13 protein-coding genes and 3 pseudogenes are annotated in these 15,964 nt (G+C 42.9%); 12 read left to right on the top strand and 4 right to left on the bottom strand.

From position 1 onward, the window contains the following. Positions 1-256: 256 nt before the first annotated feature. Both HWQ38_RS04200 and HWQ38_RS04195 read right to left on the bottom strand, forming a co-directional pair. A complete protein-coding gene (locus HWQ38_RS04200) occupies positions 257-742 on the bottom strand; it encodes a hypothetical protein (RefSeq protein ID WP_292790264.1) in 486 nt (161 codons plus the stop codon). 81 nt (positions 743-823) lie between these two features. Continuing rightward, positions 824-1,171: a hypothetical protein gene (locus HWQ38_RS04195; RefSeq protein ID WP_292790262.1), complete on the bottom strand. Its 348-nt coding sequence runs from the start codon at positions 1,169-1,171 to the stop codon at positions 824-826. Positions 1,172-1,458: 287 nt separating this feature from the next. On the opposite strand from HWQ38_RS04195, the gene HWQ38_RS04190 reads away from it, so the two are divergent. The 5 genes from HWQ38_RS04190 (at position 1,459) to HWQ38_RS04170 (ending at position 7,188) form a co-directional block, all read left to right on the top strand. Beyond that, on the top strand, positions 1,459-2,250 hold the full coding sequence (locus HWQ38_RS04190) for a ParA family protein (RefSeq protein WP_069074846.1): 792 nt from the start codon (positions 1,459-1,461) through the stop codon (positions 2,248-2,250). A gap of 2 nt (positions 2,251-2,252) precedes the next feature. Then, a complete protein-coding gene (locus tag HWQ38_RS04185; RefSeq protein WP_292790259.1) occupies positions 2,253-3,371 on the top strand; it encodes a ParB N-terminal domain-containing protein in 1,119 nt (372 codons plus the stop codon). 173 nt (positions 3,372-3,544) lie between these two features. Then, the gene (locus HWQ38_RS04180; protein WP_292790258.1) at positions 3,545-5,791 is read left to right on the top strand and encodes an ATP-dependent RecD-like DNA helicase; all 2,247 of its coding nucleotides are present in this window, start codon (positions 3,545-3,547) and stop codon (positions 5,789-5,791) included. 108 nt (positions 5,792-5,899) lie between these two features. After that, positions 5,900-6,850: an RpoD/SigA family RNA polymerase sigma factor gene (locus HWQ38_RS04175; protein WP_292790256.1), complete on the top strand. Its 951-nt coding sequence runs from the start codon at positions 5,900-5,902 to the stop codon at positions 6,848-6,850. A gap of 89 nt (positions 6,851-6,939) precedes the next feature. After that, entirely contained in the window at positions 6,940-7,188 is a 249-nt protein-coding gene (locus HWQ38_RS04170) for a hypothetical protein (RefSeq protein WP_292790255.1), read from the top strand. A 105-nt stretch (positions 7,189-7,293) separates the two neighbouring features. Here HWQ38_RS04170 and HWQ38_RS04165 read toward each other — a convergent pair whose 3' ends face one another. After that, positions 7,294-7,653: a GFA family protein gene (locus HWQ38_RS04165; protein ID WP_292790254.1), complete on the bottom strand. Its 360-nt coding sequence runs from the start codon at positions 7,651-7,653 to the stop codon at positions 7,294-7,296. A 358-nt stretch (positions 7,654-8,011) separates the two neighbouring features. Between HWQ38_RS04165 and HWQ38_RS04160 the strand changes: the two genes are divergently transcribed. Beyond that, positions 8,012-9,778 carry an SWIM zinc finger family protein gene (locus tag HWQ38_RS04160; RefSeq protein ID WP_292790253.1) on the top strand — a complete coding sequence of 589 codons (1,767 nt, stop codon included), beginning with the start codon at positions 8,012-8,014 and terminating at the stop codon, positions 9,776-9,778. Position 9,779: 1 nt separating this feature from the next. Beyond that, positions 9,780-10,259: a hypothetical protein gene (locus HWQ38_RS04155; RefSeq protein ID WP_292790252.1), complete on the top strand. Its 480-nt coding sequence runs from the start codon at positions 9,780-9,782 to the stop codon at positions 10,257-10,259. Here HWQ38_RS04155 and HWQ38_RS04150 read toward each other — a convergent pair. Continuing rightward, positions 10,256-10,786 (bottom strand): annotated as a pseudogene (locus HWQ38_RS04150) (transposase); the annotation flags it as partial. The gene HWQ38_RS04155 and the pseudogene HWQ38_RS04150 sit on opposite strands and share 4 nt — an antisense overlap. On the opposite strand from HWQ38_RS04150, the pseudogene HWQ38_RS04145 reads away from it, so the two are divergent. The 5 genes and pseudogenes from HWQ38_RS04145 to arr form a co-directional block, all read left to right on the top strand. Then, positions 10,756-11,979: pseudogene (locus HWQ38_RS04145) on the top strand (transposase); the annotation flags it as partial. The pseudogenes HWQ38_RS04150 and HWQ38_RS04145 overlap by 31 nt on opposite strands. Before the next feature lie 98 nt (positions 11,980-12,077). Beyond that, positions 12,078-12,572: a hypothetical protein gene (locus tag HWQ38_RS04140; protein WP_292790250.1), complete on the top strand. Its 495-nt coding sequence runs from the start codon at positions 12,078-12,080 to the stop codon at positions 12,570-12,572. A 418-nt stretch (positions 12,573-12,990) separates the two neighbouring features. After that, positions 12,991-14,004: a DUF4331 family protein gene (locus tag HWQ38_RS04135; protein ID WP_292790248.1), complete on the top strand. Its 1,014-nt coding sequence runs from the start codon at positions 12,991-12,993 to the stop codon at positions 14,002-14,004. 755 nt (positions 14,005-14,759) lie between these two features. Continuing rightward, positions 14,760-15,110, top strand: a pseudogene (locus HWQ38_RS04130) (NAD(+)--rifampin ADP-ribosyltransferase); the annotation flags it as partial. After that, positions 15,093-15,509 carry an NAD(+)--rifampin ADP-ribosyltransferase gene (gene arr / locus HWQ38_RS04125; protein ID WP_292790266.1) on the top strand — a complete coding sequence of 139 codons (417 nt, stop codon included), beginning with the start codon at positions 15,093-15,095 and terminating at the stop codon, positions 15,507-15,509. The pseudogene HWQ38_RS04130 and the gene arr, both read left to right, overlap by 18 nt. Positions 15,510-15,964 lie beyond the last annotated feature (455 nt).

Genomic DNA, 15,964 nt, shown 5'->3' with positions numbered 1-15,964 from the left:
CAAATATACCCCATTTAGCACCTATATGCACCCTATATAGGGGTCAAAATCTCACAAAAGTCTTGAACTATTGTTGGGGTATATATAGCCCCTATATAGCCCCCATCAGGATTTTTTGAAATCTTTTTATCAATGCAGCAGAAATTAATTTAGATCATCGTTGACTCTTTGATTTATACTTTATTATCAATTTTTTGTTGAAAAGCAATTCAGTTTTGATCTTTAACTTCTTGCTGACTATGTAACGAGTGCGTTATTACTTGCTTACAGGTTCAGCTTTCTCAACTGAATCATCATTAATACCCAAAGTCAATTGCAAAGGAGTTTTTTGGGCGTAAGCTTTAACCACTTCCCGATAAACATCATAATTAGTAGGTAGCGTTTTCTGAGTATTACCCACTCCATAGGTCAGTTTGTACTTTACATCTTTGATCAATTCAGGTTTGCCTGCCTCTTCTTGAGGTCTTTTACGTTGTTCAACTTCATCAACACTTGGTCGCGGCGGGAAAGTAGGCCACCATAGCCCTTGTTCATCTGGGCCAAGAACTCCTCCTGGCGGTTTCAATCCATTCCGATTCACCACTGAAGTATTTGCAAAGGTTTCAATGCGTGGCTGTGGTTGACTAGTTAGGTTATTCGCATATTTAACTTGCCAGGTGTAACTGGTGAGCGCTGTAGCTTCATACTGTTCAGTTGTAGCGGTGCTACAACTATTAAGCGTGAGCGCCGTTAGTGCAGTCATTATTGAGGTTAAAAATCTCAGCTTTTGCATTATCAATCGTTAATATCTCTTACCAATCACTCTTGAAGAGGGAGTGTGCCATCATTGCTGCCAAGGTGAAGGTATCGCCGTGGTCGAAAGTACTTCCCTTGCTTGCAGTCTAATCGCTGTTTGCTCACAGTTAGGGCATTTTACTTTTGTGAAAATTACTGAAGGTCGTCCTTTGTACTCGCTGATTATCCCCTGCTGGCAGTGATAGCACTCGAATATCACACGTCCTATTTCCGAGTTGCAATCCAGGAATTGCATGTGCTGACAGGGTTCTGGCGGTAATTCTGGTTCTTCGAGACGGTCTTGAAAGGGTATATGAGGTTTGGTTGCTGGTGGTAAATCTATTTTTTTCTTGTTGCGCTTGCCAGTCACCTGCGGCTCAACTTTTGGTGGCTTCATGGGTTTTTCCTCGACAGGGGGATAATCAGGCTGTTACTGAGTTTGGAGTTATTCATCAACTAAAGTCAAATCAGATTTAAGAGATGAGGTAATGGGTTTGGGCTGTTGCTGTTTTGATGGTTTAGATGGACGTTGGGTTGATTTCAATTTAATTTTGTTTATTGCTCAATCCTTAAAAAATGTGTCGTATTTTAAAATACGACAGAAATAGGTGACAAATACAAATGCATGATATACATTTTTCAAAAGCTGAATGTCGAATTTCAAAATCCGACAAAAAAACTGATATGAAGCAGATAGTTCTCTCACTGATAGCTAACGCAGGCGGTGTAGGTAAAACTACACTCAGTGTACACCTTGCATACGAGATAGTTCGGCGTGGCTTTTCTGTAGCAATACTTGACTTAGATCCACAACGCTCTTTAGATGTGTTTTGTGGGGTACCACCTGCTGAAGTATCTAATACTCTAGTCAAAGCATTATCCAAAGATTTTAAGGGGGATTGGAAATTAATTTCGGTTTGGGAAGAATCAAAAATTCAAGTCTGCCAAGGACATCCATTAATGGCTGAAATGGCCAACGAATTAGTAATTAGGAAACGAGGAGAGTACACACTTAGCGATCGCTTAAAAAACTACCCATTACCTCATAACTTAGTAATCTTGGATTGTCCGGCCACATTGGGAATGCTGAATGTTAATGCTTTAGCCGCTTCAACTCACATATTAGTTCCAGTGCAATTAGAAATGAAAGCGATTTCTGGTTCAGCAGAATTGGTAGAATGGTGCATTTCAACCAGTGATGAGTTACAGTTATCACCTCGTCCACCAATTTTAGGGTTTGTGCCAAGTATGTATGATGATACCGTAGCGATGCACAGACAATATCTAGAGCAATTACCAGAAATCACTGAACATTTACAATTGAAACTTTACCCCAAAGTTCGTAGTTCCAATGAATTCAAAAATGCTAGCGCTCACGGGCTACCTTTACAAAAATACCGTCCCAAACATCCTGCTTGTAAAGATTTTAAGCAAATTACAGATGATTTAGTTGCTTTAATTAAGGAGAAAAAATAATCGTGGCTTTGCCTAAAATTGCTAGTAAATTTAGTAGTGCAGTTCAAAAAACTGAGCAAGAACAAAAAATTGCTGAACTTCAAATAGAAATAGAAAGACTCAGAACCGCACAATCTCCTGAATTAGAGAAAGAACTGCAAAAACTCCGAGAACAACTTCAAAATCAATCAGGAGAAGTACAAGTTGATTTAAATCTCATTGACCCGAATCCTAATCAGCCTCGGCAGACAATTACACCAGAATTAATACAAGCAAAAGCACGATTACTCAAAAAACACGGGCAGATTTCAGCAGTCATCTTAGTCAGACAGAGTAATGGTCGTTACATACTGTTAGATGGGCAGCTACGTACTGAAGGAGCTAAATTACTAGGCTGGTCAACTATTCGTGCAGTAATAGTGGCAATGCCTAATGACTTAGATCAATCTGCATTACTAACTTTTCTTGGCTTTGAAGACTTGAATCCTTTAGATAAAGCAGAGGCAGTATTTAAAGAAGTAATGAAGTCCGCTAATTTGTCAATGGATGAAGTTTCCACAATGTTGGGAACGGTAATTAAAAGAATAGAGAGAAATGGAAATAGTAAAGAGCTAGCAAAATTGATGGCTGTTAGCGTCGATGAACAGCAACAGGGCTTAGAACTATTGGAAATTACAGGTAAAGAGCAGAGTCTACTACTAGTGCTGCTAGAGTTAGGGTTAAATCCTAGTTCTGTGAAAGCTAATCTAATGCCGATGCTTTATCTGCCTCAAGATTTAAAACAGGTCATCAGGCAGCATGGACTCAAAGGCGCTCATGCTTTAGCATTGGCAACTCTATCTACCAAGGCATTAGACATCTCCGAAAATCAAGCAGTATCCGAACGGATTGCAGCAACAGATGAAGTCTTAAAGAAAAATCTGACAGTAACAGAAACTCGTGAACTGGTTAGAAAAATTAAGGTCAAGTATTTAAAGTCAAATGAACAAGAGTTAAAAGAGGTAAAAGTAATATTTCAAAAAGTTAATGGAATTTCTGGAGATTTGCTTAAAAAAGCTAGTAGTAAACAGCTTCATGAAATGCGCTCTCTTTTTCAGCAGAAATTACAAGAAATTGACAAAGTTATTGCTACAAGTAAATAAATTCAATATTCTTACTTTTACAAATTGTTTCATAGGAGTAAGTTAATCGGAGAAATTAGGGTGAGTTTTCGATGACACAAATACTGGGTGGTAGTTTAGTATTTATGTACTATACTTCACTGAATTCCAGTATTATATACAATGATGTGCTGTGCGGCATCTGATGATAAGCAATGTCCATTCCCCCTAATCTTTCCCCTCAACAAGTAAGCGCCTTTCCTCAACACGAAACAATCACTGGAGTCGTAGAACGTTTAACTTTTTACTCTGCTGAATCGGGTTACACAGTGGCAAGACTGACCCGCCCCCGTAGCACCGAACTCACAACAATTGTCGGCAGCTTTGCTAACATCCAGCCAGGGCAGACTTTACAACTAACTGGTTTCTGGCGTGACCATCCGCAGTTTGGGCCACAATTCCAAGTCATCAATTACCAAGAAACCAAACCAGCTACTCTCACTGGGATTGAGAAATACCTTGGTAGTGGGCTGATTAAAGGTGTTGGCCCAGTCACAGCAAGACGGATTGTTGCCCACTTCGGGCTAGAAACCCTGGACATCATCGAAAACCAAATTGACCGACTGATTGAAGTTCAGGGCATCGCTAAAAAGCGGATTACTTTAATCAAAAACGCTTGGTCAACTCAGAAAGCAATCAAAGAAGTGATGGTGTTTCTCCAGGGGCATGGCGTTTCTACCACTTATGCTGTAAAGATTTACAAGCAATATAAGGATGAAGCGATCGCTACTGTTACCAAGAACCCCTATCAGTTAGCAGCCGACATTTACGGGATTGGTTTTCTGACTGCTGACAAGATTGCGAGAAATATCGGAATTGCGCCTGACTCAGAATTTCGTTACCGTGCGGGGATTATCCATTGCCTAAGTGAAGCTGCCGAAGATGGTCACTGTTACCTGCCACAAAGCGAACTGATTGAGTCGGTAATCAAACTGCTGACTACCGAATCTCATCAGCCCACAGAAGAAGCGGTTGCGATCATTATTAAAGATATGGCTCTTGTAGACGACTTGATTAGAGAGCGGGATGAAGAAAAAAGGCTACTTTGCTATAAGCCGACTTACTTTCATACGGAACATAATTTAGCTCAATTGATACGCCAACGCTTGGAAAATCTTGTTGGCACTGACATTGAGCGTGTGCGTGATTGGATTGACCGCTTTACAGCCAGCCGGAAAATTCAGCTTTCAGAACAGCAACGCCAAGCTGTAGAAACAGCAGCCTACTCCAAAATCATGATCCTCACTGGTGGCCCTGGCGTTGGAAAGACCTTCACAACTCACACTATTGTCAGCCTGTGGAAAGCAATGGGTAAATCTATTGCGTTGGCTGCACCCACTGGACGGGCTGCTCAACGCTTAGGTGAAATGACTGGGCTGGAAGCTAAAACCATACATCGCTTGTTAGAATTTGACCCCCGCTCAAGGGGTTTCAAGCGCGATAGCGAAAATCCTTTGCCCCACACGGCAATTATCGCTGACGAAGCTTCGATGCTTGATTTGTTTCTGGCTTACTCCTTAATTAAAGCAGTACTAGCTGGCGCTTTACTGTTGTTGGTGGGTGACATTGACCAGTTACCATCTGTGGGCCCAGGTCAAATACTCGCTGACTTGATCAATTCTGGGCGAGTTCCCGTGGTGCGGTTGACCCAGGTATTTCGCCAAGCTCAACAGAGCGCAATCATCTCTGCTGCTCACCAAATTAATCGAGGAATTTATCCCACAATCGAGCCAATCTCCGACAATTCTGTGTCCGACTGTATTTGGCACGGCGGCGGACATCAGCCCGAGCATGGTGTACAGGCAATCTGCGAGTTGATTACCGATTTGATTCCACGCTTAGGTTTTAATTCTGCCACTGATGTCCAAGTGCTTTGCCCGATGACACGGGGAGTAATCGGGACTCGTAACCTGAACACAGTATTGCAACAGTTGATCAACCCACCCAGCCCCAGCAAGGTGGAGATTAACAGAGGTGGCAATTTATTTCGTGAGGGCGATCGCATCATCCAGCTAACCAACGACTACAACCGAGAAGTCTTCAACGGCGACTTAGGAATTATCCTCGTCATTGATACTGTCGAGCAGGAAGTTGCAGTGCAATATGGTGAGCGGACTGTCGTTTACGATTACGCTGACCTGAATGAAATTGCGCTAGCGTGGTGCGTGACTATTCATAAAAGTCAGGGTTCAGAATATCCGGTGGTGATTCTGCCAATCTATATGCAGCATTATATGATGTTGACTCGGAACCTGTTTTACACTGGGCTTACCCGTGCCAAGAAGTTAGCGATCGTTGTTGGCGCAAAAAAAGCGATATCTCTAGCCGTGCGCTCTACTGATGACCAACGGCGGTACACAAGGTTACAGCAACGGTTGCTTCAAACAGGGGTGCATTGGTGAGCTGTAATCTATTAGTGATGAATTTTGACTATTAAAAATAAAAAAGTTTATCGAATCATTTGATTTATACTTTTAAATCCCCCGGTAAAAAAAAGCCCAAAAGTTTGTATGTCCAGCCTCAGTTCAGATATGGTTCGCATCTATTTGCAGGAAATTGGTCAGTATCCTTTATTGAAGCCAGACGAAGAAATTGCTTATGCTAGGCAGGTACAACAGATGATTGCCATTGAGCAATCTAAAAATGAACTCACTCAACAGCTAAACCGGGAACCAACAATGACAGAATTAGCCAATGCTGTTGAAAAAACCGAAACACAAGTCCGAGCAGCACTACACCTTGGTCAAAAAGCTAAACAAAAAATGGTGACAGCTAACTTGCGACTCGTAGTATCTGTTGCCAAGAAATACCAGAACCGGAATTTGGAATTTTTAGATTTGATTCAGGAAGGAGCAATCGGTTTACAAAGGGGTATAGAAAAGTTTGATCCCAACCGGGGCTATAAGCTATCGACTTATGCTTATTGGTGGATTCGTCAAGAGATCACACGCGCCATAGCAGAACAATCCCGCACGATTCGATTACCTATTCATCTCACTGAAATACTTAATAAAATTAAGAAAGTACAGCGAGAAAGCTTTCAAAAACTCGGTCGTCATGCCACTGCTGAAGAAATAGCAAAATCATTAAACCTCAGCACAGATAAGTTTCGAGAATATCTTACCGCTTCTCGCACAGCCATCTCTTTAAATAAACAAGTCGGAGATGAGAAAGAGACAGAATTGGGCGAAATTTTAGCAGACGTTGGCGTTTCACCAGAAAAACTCCTTACCCAAGAACTTTTATCGCAAGATATCGCTAAATTCTTAGAACCATTGACACCTATACAGCGTCAAGTGTTGACTTTAAGCTTTGGGCTAGAGAATGATCAGCATTTCAATCTAGCTCAGATTGGCCAACAGCTAAACCTCAGTCGAGAGCGGATTCGTCAAATTCAGGTCAAAGCTATAAGTATTCTCCGCCATCATCAAAATGATATCCAAGAGTATTTATTTGATTAAGTAGAATTACTTTAGTTAGATGACGCACGGATCTTGCAGAACTAATATGAAAAACTATATTTTAGAAGTAAGACCACAATAAGTAATCAATGCCCAGCAAAACAATCGATGTCCCTTCGTACACCGTCAGAGCGCACAAGCGGGAAATTCACACTCGCGTTTTCAACTTCGTATGTAAGCAGTGTGAACAACCCACACAACGAGAAACCTTTGGAGTTCGACCTCTATATTGCGAGAAATGCCGCCCTCCCCAACCACCCAAAAAATCAGTAGTTCCTCTCAAGAAGAGAAAACCCAGAGCTATGACTTACAAGAGTGGTAAAGACATAGCCGGATGATTTGTTGTCTCATGGTTTTGAGTGAGCGCACGAAAGTGAGTGAAGTAGTGCGCTCATTGCCCTAACCAAACTCAAACTGGTAAAAAGTAACTCTAATGTTTAGGGTCATTCAGGAGGTGCAAACTGTGCAAATACCTCGGCCCCTGTCAGGTTTTTAGTTTCATTGGCAAAACAGTAATATTTGGGCTTTTCATCAATGAATACCTGATGATCGAAAACAAGACCTTCACAGTTCTCGAATAGTCCAACAGGCATGAAATACTGATTATTTTGTTTTAGTTTATAAAATAGATGGCTACCACACTGCTTACAGAATCCACGTTCTGCCCACTGTGACGATTGATAAAGCCCAATATTTTCTTCACCAGACAAGCTGACATCACTTTCACACTCAACTACTAACAAAGGCCCTCCGCCGCAATTGCGGCACATACTACAATGACACGCTGTCACATTTTCACTCATACTAGTTGTGGAAAGGCTTACGGCTCCACACAGGCAACTACAGGAGCAATGGTTACGTCAGACATATTATTTTCTCCGATTCCCGCAGGCGCTCCAATTGCTCACATTTTCCCCTATTTCATACTGGAAATGCCAAGAATATCAAGTAGTTCGCTTTCGTGACTTGGCTCTTTTTGCTCAACCAGTTCCGGGGTTACGCTCATTCCGTAAGTATTCTGTATGCGGAACTTTTCACACTCCAAAACCTCGTCCGGCTTCAGGTAATTTCATTCATGGATATTAAATTTAAGTGGGATACAGACCCAAGAGGAAATAAAGGCAGTTTAAGCGTAAGCTAAAAATAAAAGACTTGGGTGCTATGTCGATTCCAGAAATTTCTGAAGCAATAATACGTCATAACTCCAACGCTTCATCCTACAGTCGTGGTGAAGAATATTACCGTAGGGGCGCGATCGCTGAACTAAAAAAACGAGGTAATCTGATTCAGGCAGAGATAGAGGGTAGCGAAATTACACCATATCAAGTCAGTATTCGTTTTGATGCAGGTGGAATTACCTTAGCAAGTTGTACTTGTCCTTATGATTATGATGGTTGGTGCAAACATATTGTTGCCACCTTATTAAGCTGTTCGCGTCAATCAGAGATCATTGAAGAACGTCCAACACTAGAACAATTATTAAATCGCCTCGATCTTCTTCAAACTCAGCGATTATTACAAGAACTGGTGGAAAATAGACCAGAAATAATTGATGATATTGATGAGTTTGTCAGTTTGATAGACTTGCCAAAACCAAAAACAAAACAGCCTTCTACCCGCCAAAGCAAAATTGACACATCACCTTTCCGCTCTCATGTCTTGCGGATTTTGCGGGATGGATTGAAAGAATTAGAGTATGGTTTAGAAGAAGACCCATTTACAGATGATTTACTGGCTGTAATTGAGAAAGCGCGAGAGTTAGCAGAAAATGGAGATGGCAATAATGCGATCGCAATTCTTGAAACTATTACCGAAACTTATGCCCAAGAATGGGACGAGTTACTAGATTACGGTGGAGACAGTTATTCCATCGCAGAACCTCTTGATAGCGCGTGGACAGAAGCAATTTTGTGTGCAGAAATGTCTACAGGAGAAATAGTAGATTTGCAGTTGATGTTGGAATCATGGCAAGACGAAATCAGTGCAGACTTTAGTATGAGTTTAGAAGCATTGCGTCAAGGTTGGGATTATGAACCACTACAACAAATTATGCAAGGAGATGATACCGCAGAACTTTGGGAAAATGAACGACCAAGCTATGCTGATGATTTAGCATTGATTCGCTTGCAAATTCTTGAACGTCAAAATCGTTACACAGAGTATTTAAATCTAGCTTTAGCAGAAGAAATGACTCTACAATACCTGACGCAATTAGCAGCTTTGGGAAGAGTAGAAGAGGCCATGTCTGCGGCTAAAATCCTAATGGAAAAAGCAGAAGAGGGTTTTGCCCTGGCAAAAATATTGCGGGAAGATGGGTATTTGGTTGAAGCGTTAGAAATATGTCTTGCAGGTATAAATTTAACAGGTAACTGTTTGTATGAATTTGCTACTTGGACAAGTGATTTAGCCCAAGGGTTAGAAGATAATGCCACTGCCTTAACTGCCAGCATCATTGCTTTTAAAATCAGACCATCGTTTCGAGACTATGGTAAGATTCAAGACTATGCAGGAGAAACTTGGTTGACGCTCAAACAAGATTTACTGCAAACACTACGAGTTCAGCCAGATTTGGGAATACGAGAAGCTCAAGTCGATATTTTCCTCCATGAAGGATTAATTGATGATGCAATTAAAACAGTAGAAAGAGATACTTACTATGATTCCAAACTGGTTCATCGAGTTATGGATGCAGCAGTTTCCCATCGTCCAAATTGGGTAATTGATAACGCTCGCAGACGGGCAGAACCAATTATGGAACAAGGGAAAGCTGACCGTTATGACGCTGCGGTTAGTTGGCTCAAGAAAGTCAAGGCTGCTTATATTCAACTAGGACAAAAAGCTGAATGGTCTGTTTATCGCTCACAACTAGAAGCGGCTCATGGACGTAAACGTAAATTAATGGAATTATTCAAAGAACTGAATAAATAATATGATTAATTTGGATAATGATACCACAAAACTGCAAACAAAACTCGCCCATATATACTTCGAGTTACATCCTTCCTTACAAAAAATTATTCAGTTATTTTCGGTAATTTATGCACCGATAGACAAAAATTCATTCGGAAGTTGTATTAGCAAGACTGGCGCTTTAGATGAAAACAATAAACTTTGGGTTACTAAAACCCTTAGTTCCCAGATTGATAAATTGTTAAAAGCAGGTTTGTTAGTACAGTCAAGTAGATCGAGTCCTGAATGTCATCCGTTACTCACAGAAATTGCTACTCGCCATGCTGTACAAACCGGACAGTTTGAAATCCTCGTTACAGCAGTAGAGGAGAAGCTACCAATACGTACTCACTGGAACAGGGATTCTCGGATATTCTACAGTTTACGCCAGTGTATCAGAGAAATCCGCATTGGTATTTATCGTCAAGACCTTAGTTTTATTGTAAGGATTCAGGTCTAAAGGAGAGGAATTAAAGAAGGGGTCTGCACAGAAGAGTTAACCATCGCTTTGATAGCTTGGTCAAAAAACTCAATTACAGAGCGTCCTTGACGGCGACAAGTTTGTATAACAGTCAATAAATTAGCAGTATTTTGGAATCGCTTCATAGAACGAGAACCACCACTGACTTTTCGTTTTGTCACTGCTAAACGTAACGTTGGTTCTGCTAAATTATTATCAGGCGGGATGTCCGGGTGGTCTAAAAAATACCACCATTGATGAGCTTTATTACGTAAGGAGCGTAAAAGTTTACCAGCTTCTCCTCCAGCTTTATCAATCCATGAGTGAATGGAAGATTCAACTTTTAGTTTAAACTCGGATACCCAACTCCAGAACTCATCAATGTTTTTAGTTTGTTGGAAGAGAGCATAGTTTTTAAAACCTTCATCTATCAGGCTGACAAATGCTGACCCAATCTCTTTGTTATTCAAGCCAGGAATTAAGATGAGTTTGTATAGATTCAACCCACGTCTTAGGTGCAATACGCACCCTCAATCGATTAGAGACATTGGGGGAAGGGATGCGCGTTGCGCTCGATAGTTTAGCAGTTGCAGCACCTGACTGGTTAGCAACAAATATTCATCCTGATTGGTTTGACCGCTATGGTCGTCGTGTAGAAAATTATCGTTTACCAAAGCTTGACTCCGAGCGAGAAGCTCTAGGCAGCACAATTGGAGCAGACGGTTTGGCGCTGTTAGATGCAATCTATGACCCAACTACGCCACAGTGGTTAAGACAAATACCAGGAGTAGAAACCCTGCGTCAAATATGGGTACAGCAATTTTATGCCCCAGAGCCAGATGTCCGAGTAAAATGGCGTACTGTGAAAGATATGCCACCATCTACAATTGCGATTCATTCGCCCCATGATGTCGAAGCTCACCACAGTAGCAAACGCAGCATCGATTGGGTTGGTTATAAAGTACACATGACCGAGATTTGCGACGAAGATAGCCCCCGTTTCATCACCAACGTCCACACAACCCTATCCACCATTACCGACGAGCAAGCAGTGGAACCAATCCACTCAAGACTTGAAGAAAAAGATTTTCTACCAGATGAGCATCTAGTGGATGCTGGGTATCCCACTGCGGAAAATTTAGTAAATAGCAAGACTCAGTATAATATTGAAATTATTGGCCCGGTGCGGTCAGATCCCAGTTGGCAAACCAAGGCTCAACAAGGATTTGATAGCTCTAACTTTCAAATAGACTGGGATAACGAGAAAGTTACCTGTCCTCAAGGACACCAAAGTACTAAATGGTTACTAGGGCTAGATGTTAGTGGGAAACCTGTTATTCGTGTGAGGTTTAATGGCGTAACATGCAGAAATTGTCCGGTTCGTTCATCTTGCACTAAGTCAAAAACCGAACCACGGGAGTTGACTCTTCTTCCACAGGTGCAACATATAGCACTCCAAACTCGACGACAAACTCAACAAACACCTGAATGGAAAGCTACTTACAACCAACGCGCAGGCATTGAATCAACACATTCACAAGGTATACGGTGCTCGGCACTACGTCAATCTCGCTACATCGGTTTAAAGAAAACTCACTTGATGCAGGTTTTCATTGCTTGTGCGCTTAATTTAGTACGGTTGGATGCTTGGCTAAATGGCATACCTCTTGCCAAGACTCGTTCGTCTCGTTTTAAACAATTGCAACCCCAAGGTGCTTAAAGAATAAGTCAAAGCAACTATTATACCATGTAATACACGGTTGACAAGTGCTGAAAAGATTTTTAAAATTGCCGTGTATTACATAGTAGGCAGATCCTATGAAAAAGATGAAAAGGGATACTCAGGGGAAGTTTGCGATTAAAAGCTCGGACTACCGTGAGGTGCGTTCTTTACGACTAACAGATGATACCTGGAAGGCGTTAGGTATCGCCTCTGAATGCTTGGGATTAACCAGGGCTGACTATCTAGAGGAAATAGTTAGAAGTAACCTGAATCCATGTATTACACGGAAGAATTCAAATATTTCTACTTCTAATACACAGAATTTTTCTGAACCATTGCCGAATATTACACGGTACGATCTGGAAATTCCGAGGCTCCGAACCCAAGTACAGAATCTTCAAAAAGAAAATTTAGAGCTTAAGGAACGGTCAGCCATTAATTTTGTGCATGACGTTGTAGATTTTGAAGCAATACGCGATCGCATTTTATTTGAATTGAAGTTGGGACGGCAAGCTTCAGCTTACAAAGCCGCACAGAAAGCACTTAATCGATTTATTCAAGAAATAAAACTTCTGGTTGACAGTTTCTGATTGATGCCAAAACTGCTGCAAGAAGTCACTCACGATTTCTCCAAATTGATTAATTTTTATCGCTTTTCAATGTTAAGCAATATTTCGCCAACAGTGTCTTCCGTAACACTACCCCATGATAATCAATCAGCACAAACGCTCCAAAGTTCTAACGCAGTCAGATATACAGCTAATCTTCAGCCACGGTTTAAGGACTTCCAAGGAATAAAATCACCAAATACAATAACGATAATCATTCTGAGAAAGAGAATGATTATTGTTATTGTTTAAACCTCGCTTCTTAGTTTTTGTTGATTAATTTATTCTTTGGAAGTCCCTTAAGTTCATGACAAGCATTCAGGCTATACTGATTACACTAAATTTGTTACCTCGATTTGAACCAAGCCGCAAATCCTTCCCTTTCCTCTAAGGAGAAAAAATGTCGAACCACTTTACTGGACTCAATCTCGGTCCACCTCTGGGGGATCAAAGACTCGACCTCTGCGACCTTTACGCATTCCAGTCGCCCACGGACCCGTCGAGGACTGTGATCATCTTAAATGCAAATCCGACTGCCGACGCGCTCCATCCTGACGCCATTTACCGCCTCAACATTGATAATGACGGAGACTGCCTGACGGACATCGCGATCAGTTATGTGTTCTCGCCACCGCAAAACAGTATGCAGACCGTCAACGTCTTTGTGGCAAAAGGCCCGGAATCTCGCTCGGTCGAAGCTGTTGGGACGAAGATCATCGCCGATGCCGAGGTCTCCTTCGGCGCCCAACCCAACATCGTCAAGTCCGACGCCTACACGTTCTTTGCCGGTACTCGCAGCGACGCTTTCTTTTTCGACTTCGACGGAATCAAGAATTTGTTCGATACCTCGGGCGGCAGAAATTTCACCGCACCTCACCTGGGCGACAATTCTCCGTGGACCGGCGTGGATTCAAATACGGAAGCCAATGTGTTCTCGACAGTGATCGAGCTGCCGACAAGCGAGCTCGGCGCGAACCCGGAGATCCGGATCTGGGGGCGGTGTAGCGTGTGCAAGGACGGTAAACTGCTTCATGTCGATCGCGCTGGTCACCCGAGCGTCAGTAGCTTCTTCAATACCGACGACACCAAATTGGAATACAACGCCAGCGAGCCGGTCAACGATCGCCAGCGCTGGATGGATCAGTTTGTTCACTTGATGGGGCATACGGGCAATTACACCCGCGAAGAAGCAATCGCTGCGATCGACGCAGACCGCATTTTGCCCGACATGCTGTGCTTCAATCCTTCGAAGCCCGCTAAATATCCAAATGGCCGCGTTTTTACTGACGACGTCATCGAGCATCGCCTCGCCTTCCTCTCCAAGGGCGATATTCCCCCCACTGGCCTCAAGCCGCACACTGACATTCTCAAGGAGTTCCCGTATATTGGCACGCCGCATCAGAAGAAAAGCTAACGGCGCGCGCACCAAATGCAATATCTTGTAAGACGTAAAGGTAGCGTAACCTTTGGACCTTCTACCAAGCGCTACATCTAGGCGCTGGCAAGAAAATTCTGCAAGTGGCGAATGATGCTAAAATTCATGGGGCACGCCTGCTTGGCCTCATTCAGCTTCATCGCCAGGAATTGCGACCAGTCCAGGGAGGAAAAGGCGTCCTATTCGGTGATCAAGGCTGAGACGTAAAACACTCTTATCGTCTAAAGCCGATTGATTAACTATTGCTAGTTGCTCGAATATTGCATCAGTTTCTAGGATTTTTTTTGAGGAAGAACTTTTGCAGTTAATTCAATCGACACTTTTAGATATCCAAAAACTCCAACCAGACATCATTGAACTTACTACAAAAAGGGGATTCAAGGCTGCCGTCGGCAGCCTTGAATCCCCACACTCTACAATAATTATCATTCTTATACGCTGAGTATTTTATTTATTGGAAGTCCCTTAGACAATGACCGCGATGGCAATGAGAACACCGCAGGCAGGAGCAAACTGACTATTTGGCATTGAGCCAAGATTAACGTATTTAACAATTAATAATTATTCGCAATAACTTCTCAGTGGCACGACTATCAACGTCGGAATGGGGCTTGCAGCGCGGTAGACTGTCCATAAAAGGGGCGCGTACACCGGACACTACCAGCGAGAATAAATGAGGCCGTCACCCCCAACTCGTCTACCCAACAAGCATTTATAACTATCTCGTGATTTCAATGCAGTCGAACAGTAGAAGGAGCAAGCCGATGGCAGCTATCAACGATCTGAGTTCGCAGCAGTTCTACCACGGTACAAAGGCAGATATGAAGCTAGGAGACCTGATCGAGTCCTGCAATCCCCCGGATGTGGGTGAGCGGGATAGGATAGCAACCTATGTCTACCTAACCCCCAACCTGGATGCGGCTATCTGGGGGGCAGAGCTAGCTCTCGGCTCAGGTCACGGCAGAGTCTACATCGTAGAGCCGATCGGTCAGATTGAAAATGCCCCCGAACTCACGGAGCAGAAGTCTCCGAAGCATCTATCGATGTCATACCGCTCCCGCGAGCCGTTGCGGGTCACGGGAGCGGTCACGGAGTGGACTCTTTATCATGGCACACGGGCAGACCTGAAGCCAGGAGACCTAATCGAACCCGGTTATCACTCTAACTACGGTCAGCGGAAGAAGGCGACCTACGTTTATCTGGCTGCCACTTTGGATGCGGCAAGCTGGGGCGCTGAACTAGCTCTCGGCGAGGGACGCGGCAGAATCTACATCGTGGAACCGATCGGGCCGATCGAGGATGACCCCAATGTGACGGACAAGAAATTCCCAGGTAATCCAACGAAGTCATACCGCTCGCGGGAGCCTTTGCGGGTCATGGGCGAGGTCATGGATTGGCAGGGGCACTCTCTAGAAGCGATCAAGACCATGAAGGATAACCTTGAGCGACTGAAGCAACTTGGTGTTGAGGCGATCGAGGACTGAGTATTTTTACTTGGCTCTTTTCAGGGGATTTTGTATCCTCTCAAGGTATTTAGCATAGAAGGCAACCGCGATCGCTATTTTGGTGGTTCTAATGAGTTATTTGGAAGAGCAAGCGAGAAGACAGTAAGTGCGCGAAATTAGAACAAACACTAATTGCAATCTGAAGCTTGCCAAAGAATACGAAGTTTTGTGACTCGAATATTACCTATATCCGGTCGCATCAGCTCCAGAAGCTACTGCCCGAATTGCTAGGTGCATTCTGGTTTAATTGCTGATTTTAAAAGTCATTATCAGTAAAGGGAACTATGGATGGTAAAAACCTTTTCAGGGATGGGTAAAATTCTAACCTCGCGGTATAATCATCTGTTTGTGACACTTCTAGTTCAATTGTTTGCTGATTTTTTTCATCAAAAAGCAATTGGATTTGATAATCTGTCCAGAATTGGTCGCCTAGC

The sequence above is a fragment of the Nostoc sp. NMS7 genome (assembly GCF_017115085.1).
GTDB lineage: Bacteria > Cyanobacteriota > Cyanobacteriia > Cyanobacteriales > Nostocaceae > Nostoc.
Note: the sequence above shows the minus strand (reverse complement) of the source record. Positions and strands in the feature narration are given on the sequence as shown.